Source organism: Pelotomaculum isophthalicicum JI (assembly GCF_029478095.1).
Taxonomy (GTDB): domain Bacteria; phylum Bacillota; class Desulfotomaculia; order Desulfotomaculales; family Pelotomaculaceae; genus Pelotomaculum_D; species Pelotomaculum_D isophthalicicum.
Window position 1 is genome coordinate 185,534 of the sequence record NZ_JAKOAV010000002.1, and the last position, 13,890, is coordinate 199,423.

Below are 13,890 nucleotides of genomic sequence, written 5' to 3' on the forward strand. Positions count from 1 at the left end.
ACGAGTTTTTTGTAGATAATCGTTATTTTTTACTTTATTTTATTTTTGTTCTCTAATTTTTTCAACTCTTTCCTTTCCAACTGTCCGACGCTTTCATCGGGAGTAGGCAGGTCCTCTGGCATAGTCCCGCCAAGCTTTTTGATTGTATCCCGAACGGTTTTGCCCACTACAAAATGGGTTTGGTTGGCCTTTTCTTTCCCTTTTATATTTTCTCTTCTAAGTTTCTCATCTGTTTGGGTCGCACGAAACAAATTTGCCGCAAGCTCAGTGCTGCCCATATGATCGAGTATCTTTTGACTTTTCTTTAAGCCCTTTCTTTGATGTATTTCTTTAACACCTAAGCCGCCATAAAGCCCCTGGTATCCTTTGTTTTGAAATACCGCGCATTCTTGCGGGGTTTCAACACCGGCCATCTTTGCGGCTTCATTGACGTGTTTAATATCCTCAAAGGTTCTTTCGCTATATTTTTGAATATCGCTCATAACCCCAACTCCTTCAGATACTTGGCCATTTGCGCCTCGACTTCGGCAAGCTCCTTTTGGATGTCGGCGATATTGTTTTTTACCTCTTCAATATCCACCAACGCTTCCTCCTCAAATGAATCAACATAGCGGGGGATATTCAGGTTGTATTCGTTGGCACTGATTTCGTCTGCGCCGGCCACATGGGCGAATTTCTTAACATCCGTCCTGTTCTTATAGGCGTTTACAATGTCCTCGATATGTTTCGTTTCAAGTTTGTTCTGGTTCTTGTCCTTTTTATAGCGGAGTCTGCCGTTTTCATCATTTCCGGAGGCGTCAATAAAAAGCACGTCGTCACGGTTGCGGTTTTTCTTGAAAACCAGGATGCAGGCCGGAATGCTTGTCCCGTAAAATAAATTGGCGGGCAGGCCGATGACCGCGTCCAGCAGGTTTTTCTCGATCACAGTCTGCCTGATCCTGCCTTCCGACGCGCCCCTGAACAAAACGCCGTGGGGAGCGACGGCGGCAATCCGGCCGCCGCTCTTGAGGCTGGCGATCATGTGCAGCAAAAACGCCCAGTCACCCTTACTGGAAGGGGGTACTCCCCAGTCAAAGCGGTGGTACCGGTCAAGCGAAGCTTCCATTTTGAATTCTTTGCCTTTGCCGGTCGCCTCGCCGCCGGTGTTAAAACCCGCCGCCCATTTATCCTGCGAAAAAGGCATGTTGGCCACGATGACGTCGAACTGCATGAGATTGCCGTCCGGGTCCAGGTGCAGGGGGTTGGCCAGGGTATCGCCCCAGCGGATCCTGGCGTCCATAATTTCATGGACAAACATGTTCATTTTGGCCATTGACCAGGAGGAGCCGTTCATTTCCTGGCCGTACAGGGCGAGTTTTTTAATCGCGTTGTTTTCCTTGGCCTGGGCTATTTTACCGGTTTTTATGAGCAGGGAGCCGGAGCCGCAGGTGGGATCGTAGATGGTGTCGTTTATTTTCGGGTCGACTATGCGCGCCATCAGTTCCGACACTTCCGGGGGAGTAAAGAAAGAACCGGCCTTTTTGCCGGCCTGGCTGGCAAACTCGCCGATCATATATTCATACGCTTCGCCAATGGTGTCGGCGGCCACCTTGCCTTCCTCGGGCTTGATGGAGGAGGGACGCAGGTCAAGGGACACGAAATCTTCCAGCAACTGCCTCAAGCGGGTGTTTCTTTGCCTTTGATTGCCCAGCATGGCTTCACTGTTAAAGTCAATGCTTCTGAATATGCCGGTGAACAGGGAAGGATTGTCGTCTTCTATGCCGCGCAAAGCCGTATTAATAAGTTCCCCCAGGTTATCTTCATATCTTTTGTCATAAAGCCAGGAAAAGCTCTGTTCTTCCCTGATGACAAAGGGGAGCCTGTTTATCGCTCTTTCCAGCCGCACCGGATTGTCATATTTCTTTGTTAGCTCGTCAACGTTTTCCCTATAGGTATCGCTAAGGTATTTAACAAATAACATGGGCAAGATGTAATCTTTATAGTTTGCCGCGTCGATAGCCCCTCTGAATGTATTGGCGCCTCTCCAAAGCGCGGCCTCGATATCTTTTCTGGTAGTAGCCATCATTTTTCCTCCCTGGAATTTGCCGTGACGCTTTTTAGTACCGCCGCCATGAGCCCTTGATCCGCCGCGATTAAATCAATCAACAGCCTTTTTCGTTTCTTGTGCAGCAGCCACATCTGACCGACAGCCACTTGTTTTTCATATGCTATGGCGGGTATGTCCAACGCCGCCAGGGCTTTTACTGATATGGAATTTATCGCGGCCACCGAACCGACGATATTGCCGTTCAGCAGGGCAATGCCCTGGTTTTCCAACAGGCAGGCTATATAGGCCGGAAAATATTCTTTGGTCACGCGAATAACAATAAGGTTGCTTGAAAAGGTTGTATTCGGCACGTCCTCCCGCACCAGCGTCGCCACGTCCGGGTTAAGCCTTTTGAATAAAATATCATTTTCCCTGACGAAATAGTTTCCGTCGATGGGGGTTTGCCTTTTTATTTTCGAGGTTATATTTATATTGTTGAAAATCCCCAAATGGTTTGGCTGAATAAAATTATATGTTATCAAACTTGTGTTGTACATAAGTTCATGTTGTTTTACGTCGGGCAGGCCATTCACAATACTGGCGATATCACCGAGCTTTACGTTCTTTAGCGCCGCCACCTTCTCACTCCCTTTTCGACAAGCGTCCGGCCGAAATAACCGCCTGAATAAACATGAATGCCAAAGCTGATTCTATCGGGGAGAAACGGCTCTGGCATTTTAAACATATTAATATTCTTGCGAAAACATCTTTAAACCATCGGCGGGAGGGCAACCACGGCACATTTTAATCTGCCTCCTCACGCTGGTAAAAACACTTCCAGTCAGGCCAGTTGTCGCTTTTACCGCGGTTATTGAGCCAGTGCAGCGGCTGGAGATTACTCAAATCATCTGCTCCTCCTTTGGCCACCGGCTTGTCATGGTCGATTTCCCAACCAAAATCGGAGTCGATATCGCCATAATCAGAAAACTTAATCCATGCGCCGCACCGGTCTCTCCTGTAATCACTCTCGTTATAACCTGGAACAATAGTAGCCTTGTTCCACACGGCCAAAATTGTACGCGGGTCAAAAGATTCATTTATACGCTTGCGAATTTCTCTTTCTTCCATAAACTCTCCTTTCCGGGACTAATTGCTTCCGCCAGCAAAATCAACGAGCTATAAGAATTTTACATTAACCCCCCATGGGATAGGGTTAAACCAATAATTACATTATACAAAAATAATTTCCAAAGTCAATAATTTTTTTTGTTAATTGTTAACATATTATTTAAAACACTATTTTATCAAGGAATTCCTGAATATTTTAGCAAAATAATTTGTTTGTCTTTAACATCATATCCCTCACGTCGGACCATGACGCAATTGTCACTCACCCTACTTTTTGTTTTTTGGGCTTTGTATTCGATGAAAGCCCGGCCGTATTTTATTCCTTATCAGCAGTCTTATACAGTCTCTGTGAAACGTTCATATTAAATATCGGAACAATAAGAAGCATGCCAACAAAAAACATTATCCCGGACATTTCGTACATGCCAACAAGGGAAAACCGGGTTTTTAGCCATCCGGCCAGACTCATCATAATTACCATGGCGCCCATGAACATTGGATTCAGCACCCCGTTCACCCGTCCCACAAATTCTTCTTTCGTCATATTTAAAATTAACGTGTTTATTCCAGTGTGAATGCAGGGAAAAAACAATCCATTAAAGAACTGGAAACATAACGTAATGATCAGGCTGGTAGACAGCCCCACTCCCACTACTGATACGGCGCTAACCAGCAGTCCAGTCGCAAGCAATTTCTGCGCCGCTATTTTTTTTGAAAAACCGATGATAGCGCCGCCTCCCACCAGCATAGCCGCGCCATTCACCATCATAAGCCATTGCAGATTTTCTTTTGGCAAACCCAGCCGTTCAATCACAACAAAAATTCCAAGAGGTTGGATAACTCCGACCGCAAGACCGGCGGTGACGAACACCCCGCCAAGTGCTGTCAGCACTTTATTATGCCACACGTAGCGAAAACCGTCGGCCAACTCCCTGGTGAAATCGCTATCATGCCTGTCACAATCTTTCTTGTCAGGCGGTAAAAAAGTAAGCGCTCCGGCCGACAGCAAAAACGCCACGCCCATTACACTGATTGCGACATGAATGCCGAATCGCTGGAAAACAAAAGTTCCCAACAGAGGTCCTATAATCATAAAAATAGCCATTAATGTTTGGAACATTGCCATCCCCATCTGTATCTGTTCCATTGGCACGTGAACTTTAAACAATTTCATTGCTGAAGGCTGAGAAAACTGCGATAGAATGGCAGAGATGAATGTCACCAGAAAAACCGCTTCCCATGTTCCAAAAATAATTGTCAACAGTACCATAAACACTGAAAGCGCGCTCAACAAGTCGCATAGCACCATGGTTCTTTTTGGGCGCCAACGGTCCGCGTATGTCCCACCGATAAAGGAAAATAAAAATATGGGAGTAAATTCGGCGACAGAGATGAGCGAAACCGCGAAAGGATTATTATTAGTTCGCTCCATCACGAACAACAGAATCGCAAAGTTGCGAACCCAGATTCCAACTTGCAGAAAAATACCCGAAAGCAGAATAGCCCGGATAAACCGGTTGCGAAAAAAAGCAGCGGTTCCTTGCGTCAATGTTGATTTCTCCCTTCTTCGGGCACAAATATACCGTGACCCCATCAATTGCCACAATTTTTACTGGGCTTTCATCATTATTACAAATAAAAAATTGCTAATCAACGGGAATTATGTCGATTTATAAAATTCAGCTTGTTCACCTTATCCTCAAGATAATCCGCAACGAGCCCTCGGGGATAAGAGAATTGCCATCGCTTCGTGACAATTATTCTATAGATGCATTTATGAATAAATCTATAGCAAAAAGACATATTAAATTTAAAGTCAATTCATTAAACGGAGGTCAAATCTATGCAGCAGCAAACCAATCCTTTTATTCAACAAGCTTCACATATTCAACAGCAAATTAACCCTCTTATCCAAAATGCTATGCAGTATGGGCAGATATCATTGGGTGAGTTCGTTAAGGTTGCTTCCATTTCCCAAAACATGTTCCATGCTTGCGACGATATTATCCGGTCGATCAATTCAGGAAACACCCAAAGCGCCCTCGCATCAGCGCAAAATTTAAGAGGTATGACCGGGCAATTAATGCAATCCACCCAATTTTTAAGCAATAGTATTGCCCAAAGAATGGACATGGCTTTATATATGTTGAGTAATGCTCAGCAGCGTATCGGCGAGCTTACTAATTTTATTCATAGCATGAGGCCACAGCTCGGCTTTACTAACGTAACGCCGTATCATCAAACAACATCATATACTCATATGGGCATGATGTAACGCGAAGGGGTTATCGCCGCAAAAAGCGATAACCCCTTATTTAACGGGCAAAGACGTGACCCCCGATGCGGGTGATAATAGGCCTGGTGTAGACCCACTCACTCGAAGACTTGGCAGGGTTCCAGAAATAAAGCGCGCCATTGACCGGGTCAGCGCCGTTAACCGCTTCCGTGGCTGCCTGTAAGGCTTCATTAGTCACAGGACGCAGGTATTGCCCGTTGCTTACCGATTCAAACGCATCCCTCTCATAAACAACCCCCGGGATAGTTTTTGGAAAATCCGGATTCTTGGTCCGGTTCACGATCACAGCACCTACCGCCACCTTACCGCTGTAGGGTTCTTCGGCGGCTTCTCCTTCGATTACCTGGGCGAGCAGTACAACGTCGCTGCGGTTAACTTCGCCGCCACGGGATGCCACCGCGGCTCCCCCCTCACCCGCCGGCCTGCCTTCTTCCACCGGCTGCGCCGCTGAGCCCTGTTCGACTGACAATGCGGCCGCTTGCTGCTCTTTTTTTACCGGCCCAGTCATGGTTTTAAACAATGCCAACGGATGAAGGGCCAGACTGAGAGGAATCAGGAACAGCCCTATAACAAGGCATATCTTTTTATTTAATTTCTCCTTAAATATTAATTTCTTTGTTAATCTTAATTTCTCCGTTAATCTCCATTTCATCATAAATTTCACCCCATTCCATTTCATTTCCCGGGGATACAGGAGAGTATAACGTAAGACGTGCTTCTTGTCAAAGGCATAATGAGGAAAAGCTCTGATTATAAGCCCCAGCCTGATATTGACCAGCCTGATTTATTAATCAGCATCAATATATTTCTTTTATGGAAATATCAAAAACAATAAAGATAACAATTATTAATATAAGAGAAAAAAACCATGCCAGGATTGGTTTGATATAATGCAGCCGTAAAAATGAAAAAATAGCAAAGTCGAAAACAATAGACCAGCCAAGATTCCACCCATTATGATAGGATATGCCATTTTGTTTAAATGTAATAAGTTCAATTGTGGCTAAAAAAATTACCCATAGAATAATATAAAGATATTGTTTCTTGCCATAGGGGTAATTGCTCAGATAAGTAAAAGCAAAGGCAGGAAAGGAAATAAAGGTAACGGCCAGATCAATTATCTCATTGTTAAATAATATATTATTTAGTGGAGGAACAGGCTCATATCTCCATAGCAAATGGTTATCAAGCAGAACGTTATACAATAGACCACAATTTATAGAGAATAGCAAAGTGGGATAGTATCTGTTTAATTTTTGCCAATCACCCCATCGCCAGGCGCAAAAAACAGCAACAACAAAAATAATAATACGAAACATGTGACTCTTCCTTTTTATAAAAGCAATCCCGTACCACTATGATAGTGATACGGGATTGCTTTTTGAATCTTTTTGGGATTTCTCCCGGTACAACGTCGCCTATTCCGCCGGAGCATGCTCCGTTGAGGGGAAGGAAAGAGCTTTGGCTAAAACGAAAGCTGCTTGCAGCGCCTCCGTCGGGCAAAGCGGGAAACATTCTTTGCAGTTCCAGCACTCCTTGGAGGCTATCTCCGGAATGAAGCTGATCTCCCGCTTTGTTCCTCTGTTGACAAATCCAATGGCTTCCTTCTTTTTGACCTCGGCGCAGTACCTTACACACAGGCCGCAGTGAACGCAGAATGAGGGCTCTTTTTCAAAACGGTACTTGTCCGCTCCATACTCTTTGGCCAAATCCTGCAGTTCAAAGGCGTCCGGCGCGTGAGAGAGCAACAACTCCAAGATCATTTTGCGAACGCGGTCTACCTTCTCAGACCTGGTTTTCACAACCAGACCTTTTTCCACCGGGTAAAGGCAGGAAACCACCAGCCTTGAACGGCCGCGCGATTCCAATTCCACTAGGCAAAGCCGGCAGGCTCCGTAAGGCTCCAACTTCTCGTGGTGGCAAAGCGTCGGAATGTAAATTCCCGCCTTTTGCGCCGCCTCGAGAACAGTCATTCCTTCTTTTGCCGCGACTTCGACGCCGTCTATTTGCAATACTATGTCACTCATTTTTTTTGCCCCCCCTGACTATAATTCTCGCTTCTTCAGGGATAGGATCCGGAACAGGCTCGCCGGAAATTTTCTTCACCGCGCTAAAACGCGGGGGGCAAACTTCGAAGCAAGTCCCGCACTTTGTGCACTTCTCCTGGTCGACCATGTGGATCAGGTTTTTACCGCCAATAATCGCGTTGGATGGGCATTTCCTGGCGCAGGTCGTACAGGCCTGGCACTTCTTTGGGTCAATATAGAAGGCGATCAGCTCTTTGCAGGAAAGGGCCGGGCACCTCTTCTCCTTGATGTGCGCCTCATACTCATTTCTAAAGTATTTCAGCGTGCTTAGGAACGGGTTCGGGGCACTCTTGCCCAAAGCGCACAGGGCGGCTTCCCGGGCTGTTTCAGCCAGTTCTTCCAGAAGCTCGATGTCGCCCTCTTTTCCCTTGCCCTGGGTGATCTTGGTGAGGGTCTGCAGCATCTGCCTGATGCCTTCACGGCACGGCACACATTTGCCGCACGATTCGTCAGTGAGAAACTCCAGGAAGTACCTGGCCACATCAACCATACAGGTGTCTTCGTCCAGGACGATCATCCCGCCTGAACCCATCATTGAGCCGGCCTTGGTGAGCTCGTCAAAACCAACCTGCAAATCCAACAGTTCCTCAGGTAGACACCCGCCGGACGGCCCACCGGTCTGCACCGCTTTGAACTTCTTGCCGCCCGGGATTCCGCCGCCGATCTTGTAGATAATATCTCTGAGGGTCATGCCCATGGGCACTTCCACAAGTCCGGTATTGTTGATCTTGCCGACCACGGAGAAAATCTTCGTGCCCTTGCTGCTTTCCGTCCCCAACTTGGTAAACCAGTCGGCGCCGTTGTTAATGATCAGCGGCACGTTGGACCAGGTCTCAACGTTATTCAACACGCTGGGCCTGTTCCAAAGGCCCTTGACGTTGGAGCGGATATATTTCGGCCTGGGCTCTCCCGCCCGGCCTTCCAACGCCGTCATCAGGGCGGTAGACTCGCCGCAGACGAAAGCGCCGGCGCCCATGTGCACTTTAACTGTAAAATCAAAGCCTGAGCCAAGGATGTTTTTCCCAAGCAGACCATACTCTTGAGCCTGCTTAATGGCGGTAGTCACATTCTCTACTGCCAGGGGGTATTCCTGCCGGACGTAAATATAGCCTTCGTGGGAACCGACGGCATAGGCGCCGATGGTCAAACCCTCGAGGACTGAGTGAGGATTCCCCTCAAGAAGGCTCCTGTCCATATAAGCTCCGGGGTCTCCCTCGTCCGCGTTAACGATTACATACTTGATGTCGCCGGGCGCGTTGCGGGATCCTTCCCACTTGCTCCCCGCGGGGAAGCCGCCGCCTCCCCGGCCTCTCAAGTTGGATTTCTTGACTTCCTCCACTACCTGCCCGGGGGTCATCTGGAACAGCGCTTTGGCTAACGCTGAATAACCGCCGATGGCCAGGTAGTCATCGAGGTTTTTGGGATCAATACTACCGTTGGAACCGAAAACAAGCCGCTCCTGGTTCTTGTAGAAGGGAATTTCTGATTCATAAACTATCTTTTCATTGGTGGCGGGGTCGGTATAAAGCAGGCGCTCAATGATTTTCTTCCCTATTATAGTCTCGGTGACGATTTCGGAAACATCCTCAGGCTTGATCTGGAAATAGCATATCTTCTCAGGATGAATAACTATAATGGGGCCTTTCTCGCAAAAACCATGGCAGCCTGTCTTCCTGACGTCCACCGTGCCGCTTAAGCCTTGATTTGCAATTTCCTCTTCAATGCGCGAAGCGACTTCTTTACTGCCAGAAGCATGGCAAGCAGATCCGGAACAGATTGTAATACATGGTTTATTTGTGTCTCTTGACGACAGGATGCTCTTCCGGAGTGCTTCCAATTCATTTGCTGAATTTATACGCTCCATAATTTTACCTTACCCTATTCATAATTTTTTAAAACGTCCGCCATTTCGGCCGGCGCCATCTTACCATGAGTCTTCCCGTCGATTTCCACTACCGGTCCTAAAGCGCAGCAGCCGAGGCAGTTAACCGTCTCCAGGCTAAACTTCAAATCCAAATCTGTTTCGCCGGGTTTAATTTTAGTCAGGTTTTCCACCGTGTCGAGGACACGCTGCGCGCCGCGGACGTGACAGGCGGTGCCCATGCAGACGTGAATTCCATGACGCCCCTTGGGAACCAAGCTAAAGGCTTTATAGAAGGTAGCGATTTGCTGGATCCGGGTTAAAGGAACCTGCAGTCTTTCGGCTACCTGGTCCAACGCTTCCTTGGGAAGCCAGTGATTCTCGCTCTGAATCTCCAACAATACCTGAATCAGCGAACTGGCCTCGCAGTTATGCTTATCGATAATCTGATCGACCCTGTCGCTCAATCCCTCGATGTTATCGCTATGGCCGCACTGGCATTCATGTTTATCAGTGATCTGATCGACTCTATTATCCATAGCCTGTCCTAATCTCCTTTTTTCCCTTTAATCCACCGCCTGCTCTTACGCGAGAGCATAGCGCTTCAGGCTTTCATCGTACCTGACGAATCTTTGCCTTGACGAACTGTTCAGGTGTCTTGATATTTCAGACGGGGTCAGTCCTAATACATTAGCAATCTCTCCGGTCGTAAGAGGTCCTTCCCGTAAGATTGAGATAATCTGGCTTATGGCCAATTTCTCTGCGATTGTTTCGTCAAAGACCCTGTCGAACTCGTCGCTGGCGAAAAATTCACGATACGCCGCCTCTGATTTCACGGGTAATCTCAGTCTTTCTCTTTCCACCAGCCTAATATAGGGGACTAGGTCTGTAACCGCCTCAAGTCTGGACTGCAATGCGTTTTCTTCTATTCCTTCGCTCTTGCCGAGCGGTCCTAACTCCATCACTTTTTTGTCAAATTCATTCATTACTTCGGCGAAACGGATTCCTTCACCGGCGGATAGGTTTTCCAGCCTTAACCTTTCGGGGTTCAGCCCGATGTGCTCCATTATTTTTTTGAACAGAAGCGCCATGCCTAAGGCGCCGTAGTTTCCATCAGTGATATAATGGCACTCGTTAAAGTGGCAACCGCCGATAAACACCCCGTCCGCTCCATTTGAGAAGGCTCTGAGTACATGTGTCAGGTCGACTCTACCGGAACACATCACGCGAATAAGCTTAGTGTGGGTCGCATATTGTTGTCTGGAAACTCCAGCCAAGTCAGCAGCGCCGTATGCTCACCAGTTACACACAAAGCCCAGGATCTTTGGTTTGAACTTAAGTTCTGTACTCATTCTTAGCTCACCTCCTATCTACGCATTGGCAAAAGCCGCGTCGATTTGGCTTAACAGCTCTTCATTGTTATAGTGTTTCAGGGTAATAGCCTCTGTCGGGCATTTTGTGTTGCAAAGGCCGTCTCCCTTGCAGAGAACGGAGTTGACCCTGGCTTTGCGGCCTTGCGGCGAGTTGTAGAATTCTATGGCGCCGTACTCGCATACTGTGATACACGCCCCGCAGGAAACACACTTATCCTCATCCACCTCACAGACAGAGCCGGAGGCTATGACGGTGTCATTCGCGAGCAGGGTTAAGGCCCGGCCGGCAGCCCCGTATGCCTGGCTGACTGTTTCCGACAGGAACTTGGGATAGTGGGCCGTCCCGCACAGGAAAATGCCCTCCGCGCCAAAGTCCACCGGCCTTAATTTGACGTGGGCTTCCTGGAAGAATTCGTCCGGTCCAAGGGATACCTTGAACAGTCCGGATATTTCCTTTCTGTCCGCCGAGGGAACGACAGCGGCGGCTAAAGCGAGTACATCGGCATCCAATTCAAGCTTTTTGCCTAAAACAGGGTCGGTCACGGTAACTTTAAGAACCGGCTTGCCGTCGTCGGAGGCGCCAGCCTCCACCTGAGGCTGATCATCGGGCTCATAGCGGATGAACCTGACGTCTTTTTCCGCCGCTTCCCGGTAATAATCTTCTTTGAACCCGTAGGTTCTGATATCCCTAAACAGGATGTAGACATCCATTTTGGGGTTGAGCTCTTTCAGTTTCAAGGCGTTCTTGATCGATTCGCTGCAGCATATCCTGCTGCAGTAATTTCTGTCTTCGTTTCTGCAGCCCACGCACTGGATCATTATGACGCTTTCCGCGTTGATTACTTTTTCGTTACCCGCGGCGATTTGCTCTTCCAGCTCCAGGTGGGTCATTACCCGGTCGTCTTGGCCATAAAGGTATTCGGCGGGTTGGTACACTTCGGCGCCGGTGGCGATGACGGCTGCGCCGTGCTTAATCTCTATGACTCTTCCTTCGGTCTTCACCGTGGTGACGAAATTGCCCACGTAACCGCCGGCGTCGATGAAGGTGGCGTCCGTATATACGTGGATTAGTGGATGTTTATATACCTTGCTGATCAGATCGCTGAGATACGCTTGGACATCCATTCCTTCCAGCGTGTAATGAATTCTTCTTGCGATGCCGCCCAGGTCTGTATCTTTTTCCACCAGGTAAACCTCATGCCCCTGGTTGGCGACGGAGAGAGCGCTGGTCATGCCGGCCACGCCTCCGCCGACCACTAACGCCTTTTTGTCGACGGGCAGGTCGAATTCCTGCAGGGGCTCCAAATGACTGGCCCGGGCTACCGCCATGCGGATTATTTCTTTGGCCTTCTTGGTGGCTTCTTCCTTTTCTTTGGAGTGGACCCATGAGCAATGCTCTCTGATATTAGCAAAATCAAAGTAATATTGATTAATTCCCGCTTCCCGGAGGGTGTCCCGGAACAGCGGCTCGTGCGTCCTGGGGGTGCAGGCGGCCACAACCACGCGGTTGAGTCCTCTCTCCCGGATATCCTTGGCCAGCATGGCGGCGGCTTCCGTGGAACATATAAAGAGGTTTTCGTCGGAGTGGACCACATTGGGCAAGGTCTTGGCATATTCAACCGCGGAAGGAACATCTACGATCCTGCCGATGTTGGCTCCACAGTGACACACGTAGACGCCCACTTTGGGCTCTTCTTGGGAGACGTCTCTTTCCGGCGGGTAAACTCTTTGTGTGGACAGGTTGCCCCGCCGGTAGTCAAGGAGTTCTCCACACTGGGAGCCGGCTCCGCTGGCGGTCACAACCGACTCGGGGATATCCACGGGGCCCTGGAAGGCGCCGCTGATATAAATGCCCGGGCGGGTGGTCTCCATCGGGTTAAACGGATTGGTTTTGCAGAATCCGTGGCCGTTGAGCTCAATGCCGAAGGCGCCGGCCATGCGCAGCGCGTCTGCCGGGGGGTTCAACCCGACGGACAGCACCACCATGTCGAACTCTTCCTCTTTTACCCCGTCCTCGGCGGTGGCGTATCTGATTGTTACATTCTTGCTTTCGGGGATCTCTTTGCCGATTGACACGTAGCTTCTGACAAACCGTACTCCGGGCAGGTTCTCGGCTCTTTGGTAGAAGCGCTCGAAATCCTTGCCGTAGGAGCGGATATCGTTGTGGAATATTACACACTCGGCATCCGCGTCGTGATCTTTGGTCAAAATAACTTGCTTCTGGGTATACGTGCAGCATACGCCTGAACAATAGCTGTTGCCGCCGGGGATAACTTGTCTGGAGCCGACGCAGTGGATCCAGGCTATTTTATGGGGATGCTTCTTGTTGGAAGCGCGCAGGATCTCGCCTTCGTACGGGCCGGTGGCGCATAACAGCCGCTCATAGTCCAGACTGGTGACCACGTTTTCAAACTTGCCGTAGCCGTAGTCTTCTCTGAGCTTGGGATCAAAGGGATCGAAGCCGGGCGCCAGAACGATCGCCCCTACTTTTACTTCCACTTTCTCAGGCTTTTGGCTGAAATCGATGGCGTCGGACTTGCAAACTCCCTGGCAAACGGTACATGTCTTGTCTTTCAGGTAACGGCAGCTTTCATCAATATAAGTGACAAGTGGGGTGGCTTGAGCAAAATAAATATGGATGGCTTTATTCTTCGATATCTCCTGGTTAAATTGGTCGGGGTATACGACTGGGCAGTATTCCACACAGACAGTACAGCCGGTGCACTTGTCCTCATCGATATACCTGGGCTTTTTAAGCAGGGTTACCGTAAAGTCACCCGCTTCTCCTTCCACTTTGTCAACTTCGGTATAGGTGATGATCTCTATATTGGGATGTCTTGCGCACTCGGTAAACTTGGGAGATTCAATGCACATGGAGCAGTCGTTGGTGGGAAAGGTTTTGTCCAGCTGCGCCATATGGCCGCCGATAGTCGGCGCTTTGTCAATCAGGTAGACTTTAAAACCGGCGGCGCCAAGATCCAGCGCGGCTTGAATGCCGCTGATCCCTCCGCCGACGACCATGACATCTCCAAAATTACCGCCGGCAAGACTTTTAACAAGCTGTCCTTCAGTTCTTTGTAATTCTTTTTCCATTACTCTCCACCCTTATCAGGTTTTAT

The 13,890-nt window shown here is 48.7% G+C and carries 13 protein-coding genes; 1 reads left to right on the forward strand and 12 read right to left on the reverse strand.

Features of this window, described 5'->3' with window-relative positions; all coding sequences use genetic code 11:
• Positions 1-29: 29 nt before the first annotated feature.
• The 5 genes from L7E55_RS02215 to L7E55_RS02235 all read right to left on the reverse strand — a co-directional run bounded on the left by L7E55_RS02215 (position 30) and on the right by L7E55_RS02235 (position 4,703).
• Positions 30-482: a hypothetical protein gene (locus L7E55_RS02215; RefSeq protein WP_338091143.1), complete on the reverse strand. Its 453-nt coding sequence runs from the start codon at positions 480-482 to the stop codon at positions 30-32.
• Positions 479-2,065 carry a type I restriction-modification system subunit M gene (locus L7E55_RS02220; RefSeq protein WP_277442356.1) on the reverse strand — a complete coding sequence of 529 codons (1,587 nt, stop codon included), beginning with the start codon at positions 2,063-2,065 and terminating at the stop codon, positions 479-481. The genes L7E55_RS02215 and L7E55_RS02220 overlap by 4 nt, the downstream gene beginning before the upstream one ends.
• Positions 2,062-2,664, reverse strand: coding sequence for a restriction endonuclease subunit S domain-containing protein (locus L7E55_RS02225; RefSeq protein WP_277442357.1), 603 nt, complete (start codon positions 2,662-2,664; stop codon positions 2,062-2,064). Before L7E55_RS02225 ends, L7E55_RS02220 begins: the two co-directional genes overlap by 4 nt.
• Before the next feature lie 166 nt (positions 2,665-2,830).
• Entirely contained in the window at positions 2,831-3,154 is a 324-nt protein-coding gene (locus L7E55_RS02230) for an HNH endonuclease signature motif containing protein (protein WP_277442358.1), read from the reverse strand.
• Positions 3,155-3,470: 316 nt separating this feature from the next.
• Complete coding sequence (locus tag L7E55_RS02235) at positions 3,471-4,703, reverse strand: MFS transporter (RefSeq protein WP_420851992.1); 1,233 nt, start codon at positions 4,701-4,703, stop codon at positions 3,471-3,473.
• 294 nt (positions 4,704-4,997) lie between these two features.
• On the opposite strand from L7E55_RS02235, the gene L7E55_RS02240 reads away from it, so the two are divergent.
• Positions 4,998-5,429, forward strand: a complete 432-nt coding sequence (locus tag L7E55_RS02240; RefSeq protein ID WP_277442360.1) for a hypothetical protein — start codon at positions 4,998-5,000, stop codon at positions 5,427-5,429.
• A gap of 40 nt (positions 5,430-5,469) precedes the next feature.
• Here L7E55_RS02240 and L7E55_RS02245 read toward each other — a convergent pair whose 3' ends face one another.
• From L7E55_RS02245 to L7E55_RS02275, 7 genes are all read right to left on the reverse strand, one after another.
• Positions 5,470-6,105: a cell wall hydrolase gene (locus L7E55_RS02245; protein ID WP_277442361.1), complete on the reverse strand. Its 636-nt coding sequence runs from the start codon at positions 6,103-6,105 to the stop codon at positions 5,470-5,472.
• 142 nt (positions 6,106-6,247) lie between these two features.
• Positions 6,248-6,769, reverse strand: coding sequence for a CBO0543 family protein (locus L7E55_RS02250; RefSeq protein WP_277442362.1), 522 nt, complete (start codon positions 6,767-6,769; stop codon positions 6,248-6,250).
• Positions 6,770-6,868: 99 nt separating this feature from the next.
• A complete protein-coding gene (locus L7E55_RS02255) occupies positions 6,869-7,477 on the reverse strand; it encodes a 2Fe-2S iron-sulfur cluster-binding protein (protein WP_277442363.1) in 609 nt (202 codons plus the stop codon).
• The gene (locus L7E55_RS02260; protein WP_277442364.1) at positions 7,470-9,401 is read right to left on the reverse strand and encodes an NADH-ubiquinone oxidoreductase-F iron-sulfur binding region domain-containing protein; all 1,932 of its coding nucleotides are present in this window, start codon (positions 9,399-9,401) and stop codon (positions 7,470-7,472) included. The genes L7E55_RS02255 and L7E55_RS02260 overlap by 8 nt, the downstream gene beginning before the upstream one ends.
• Positions 9,402-9,415: 14 nt before the next feature.
• Entirely contained in the window at positions 9,416-9,937 is a 522-nt protein-coding gene (locus L7E55_RS02265; RefSeq protein ID WP_277442365.1) for a complex I 24 kDa subunit family protein, read from the reverse strand.
• A gap of 45 nt (positions 9,938-9,982) precedes the next feature.
• The gene (locus L7E55_RS02270) at positions 9,983-10,750 is read right to left on the reverse strand and encodes a hydrogenase iron-sulfur subunit (protein ID WP_277442366.1); all 768 of its coding nucleotides are present in this window, start codon (positions 10,748-10,750) and stop codon (positions 9,983-9,985) included.
• Between the two features lie 18 nt (positions 10,751-10,768).
• Positions 10,769-13,864, reverse strand: coding sequence for a CoB--CoM heterodisulfide reductase iron-sulfur subunit A family protein (locus L7E55_RS02275; protein WP_277442367.1), 3,096 nt, complete (start codon positions 13,862-13,864; stop codon positions 10,769-10,771).
• Positions 13,865-13,890: the final 26 nt, after the last annotated feature.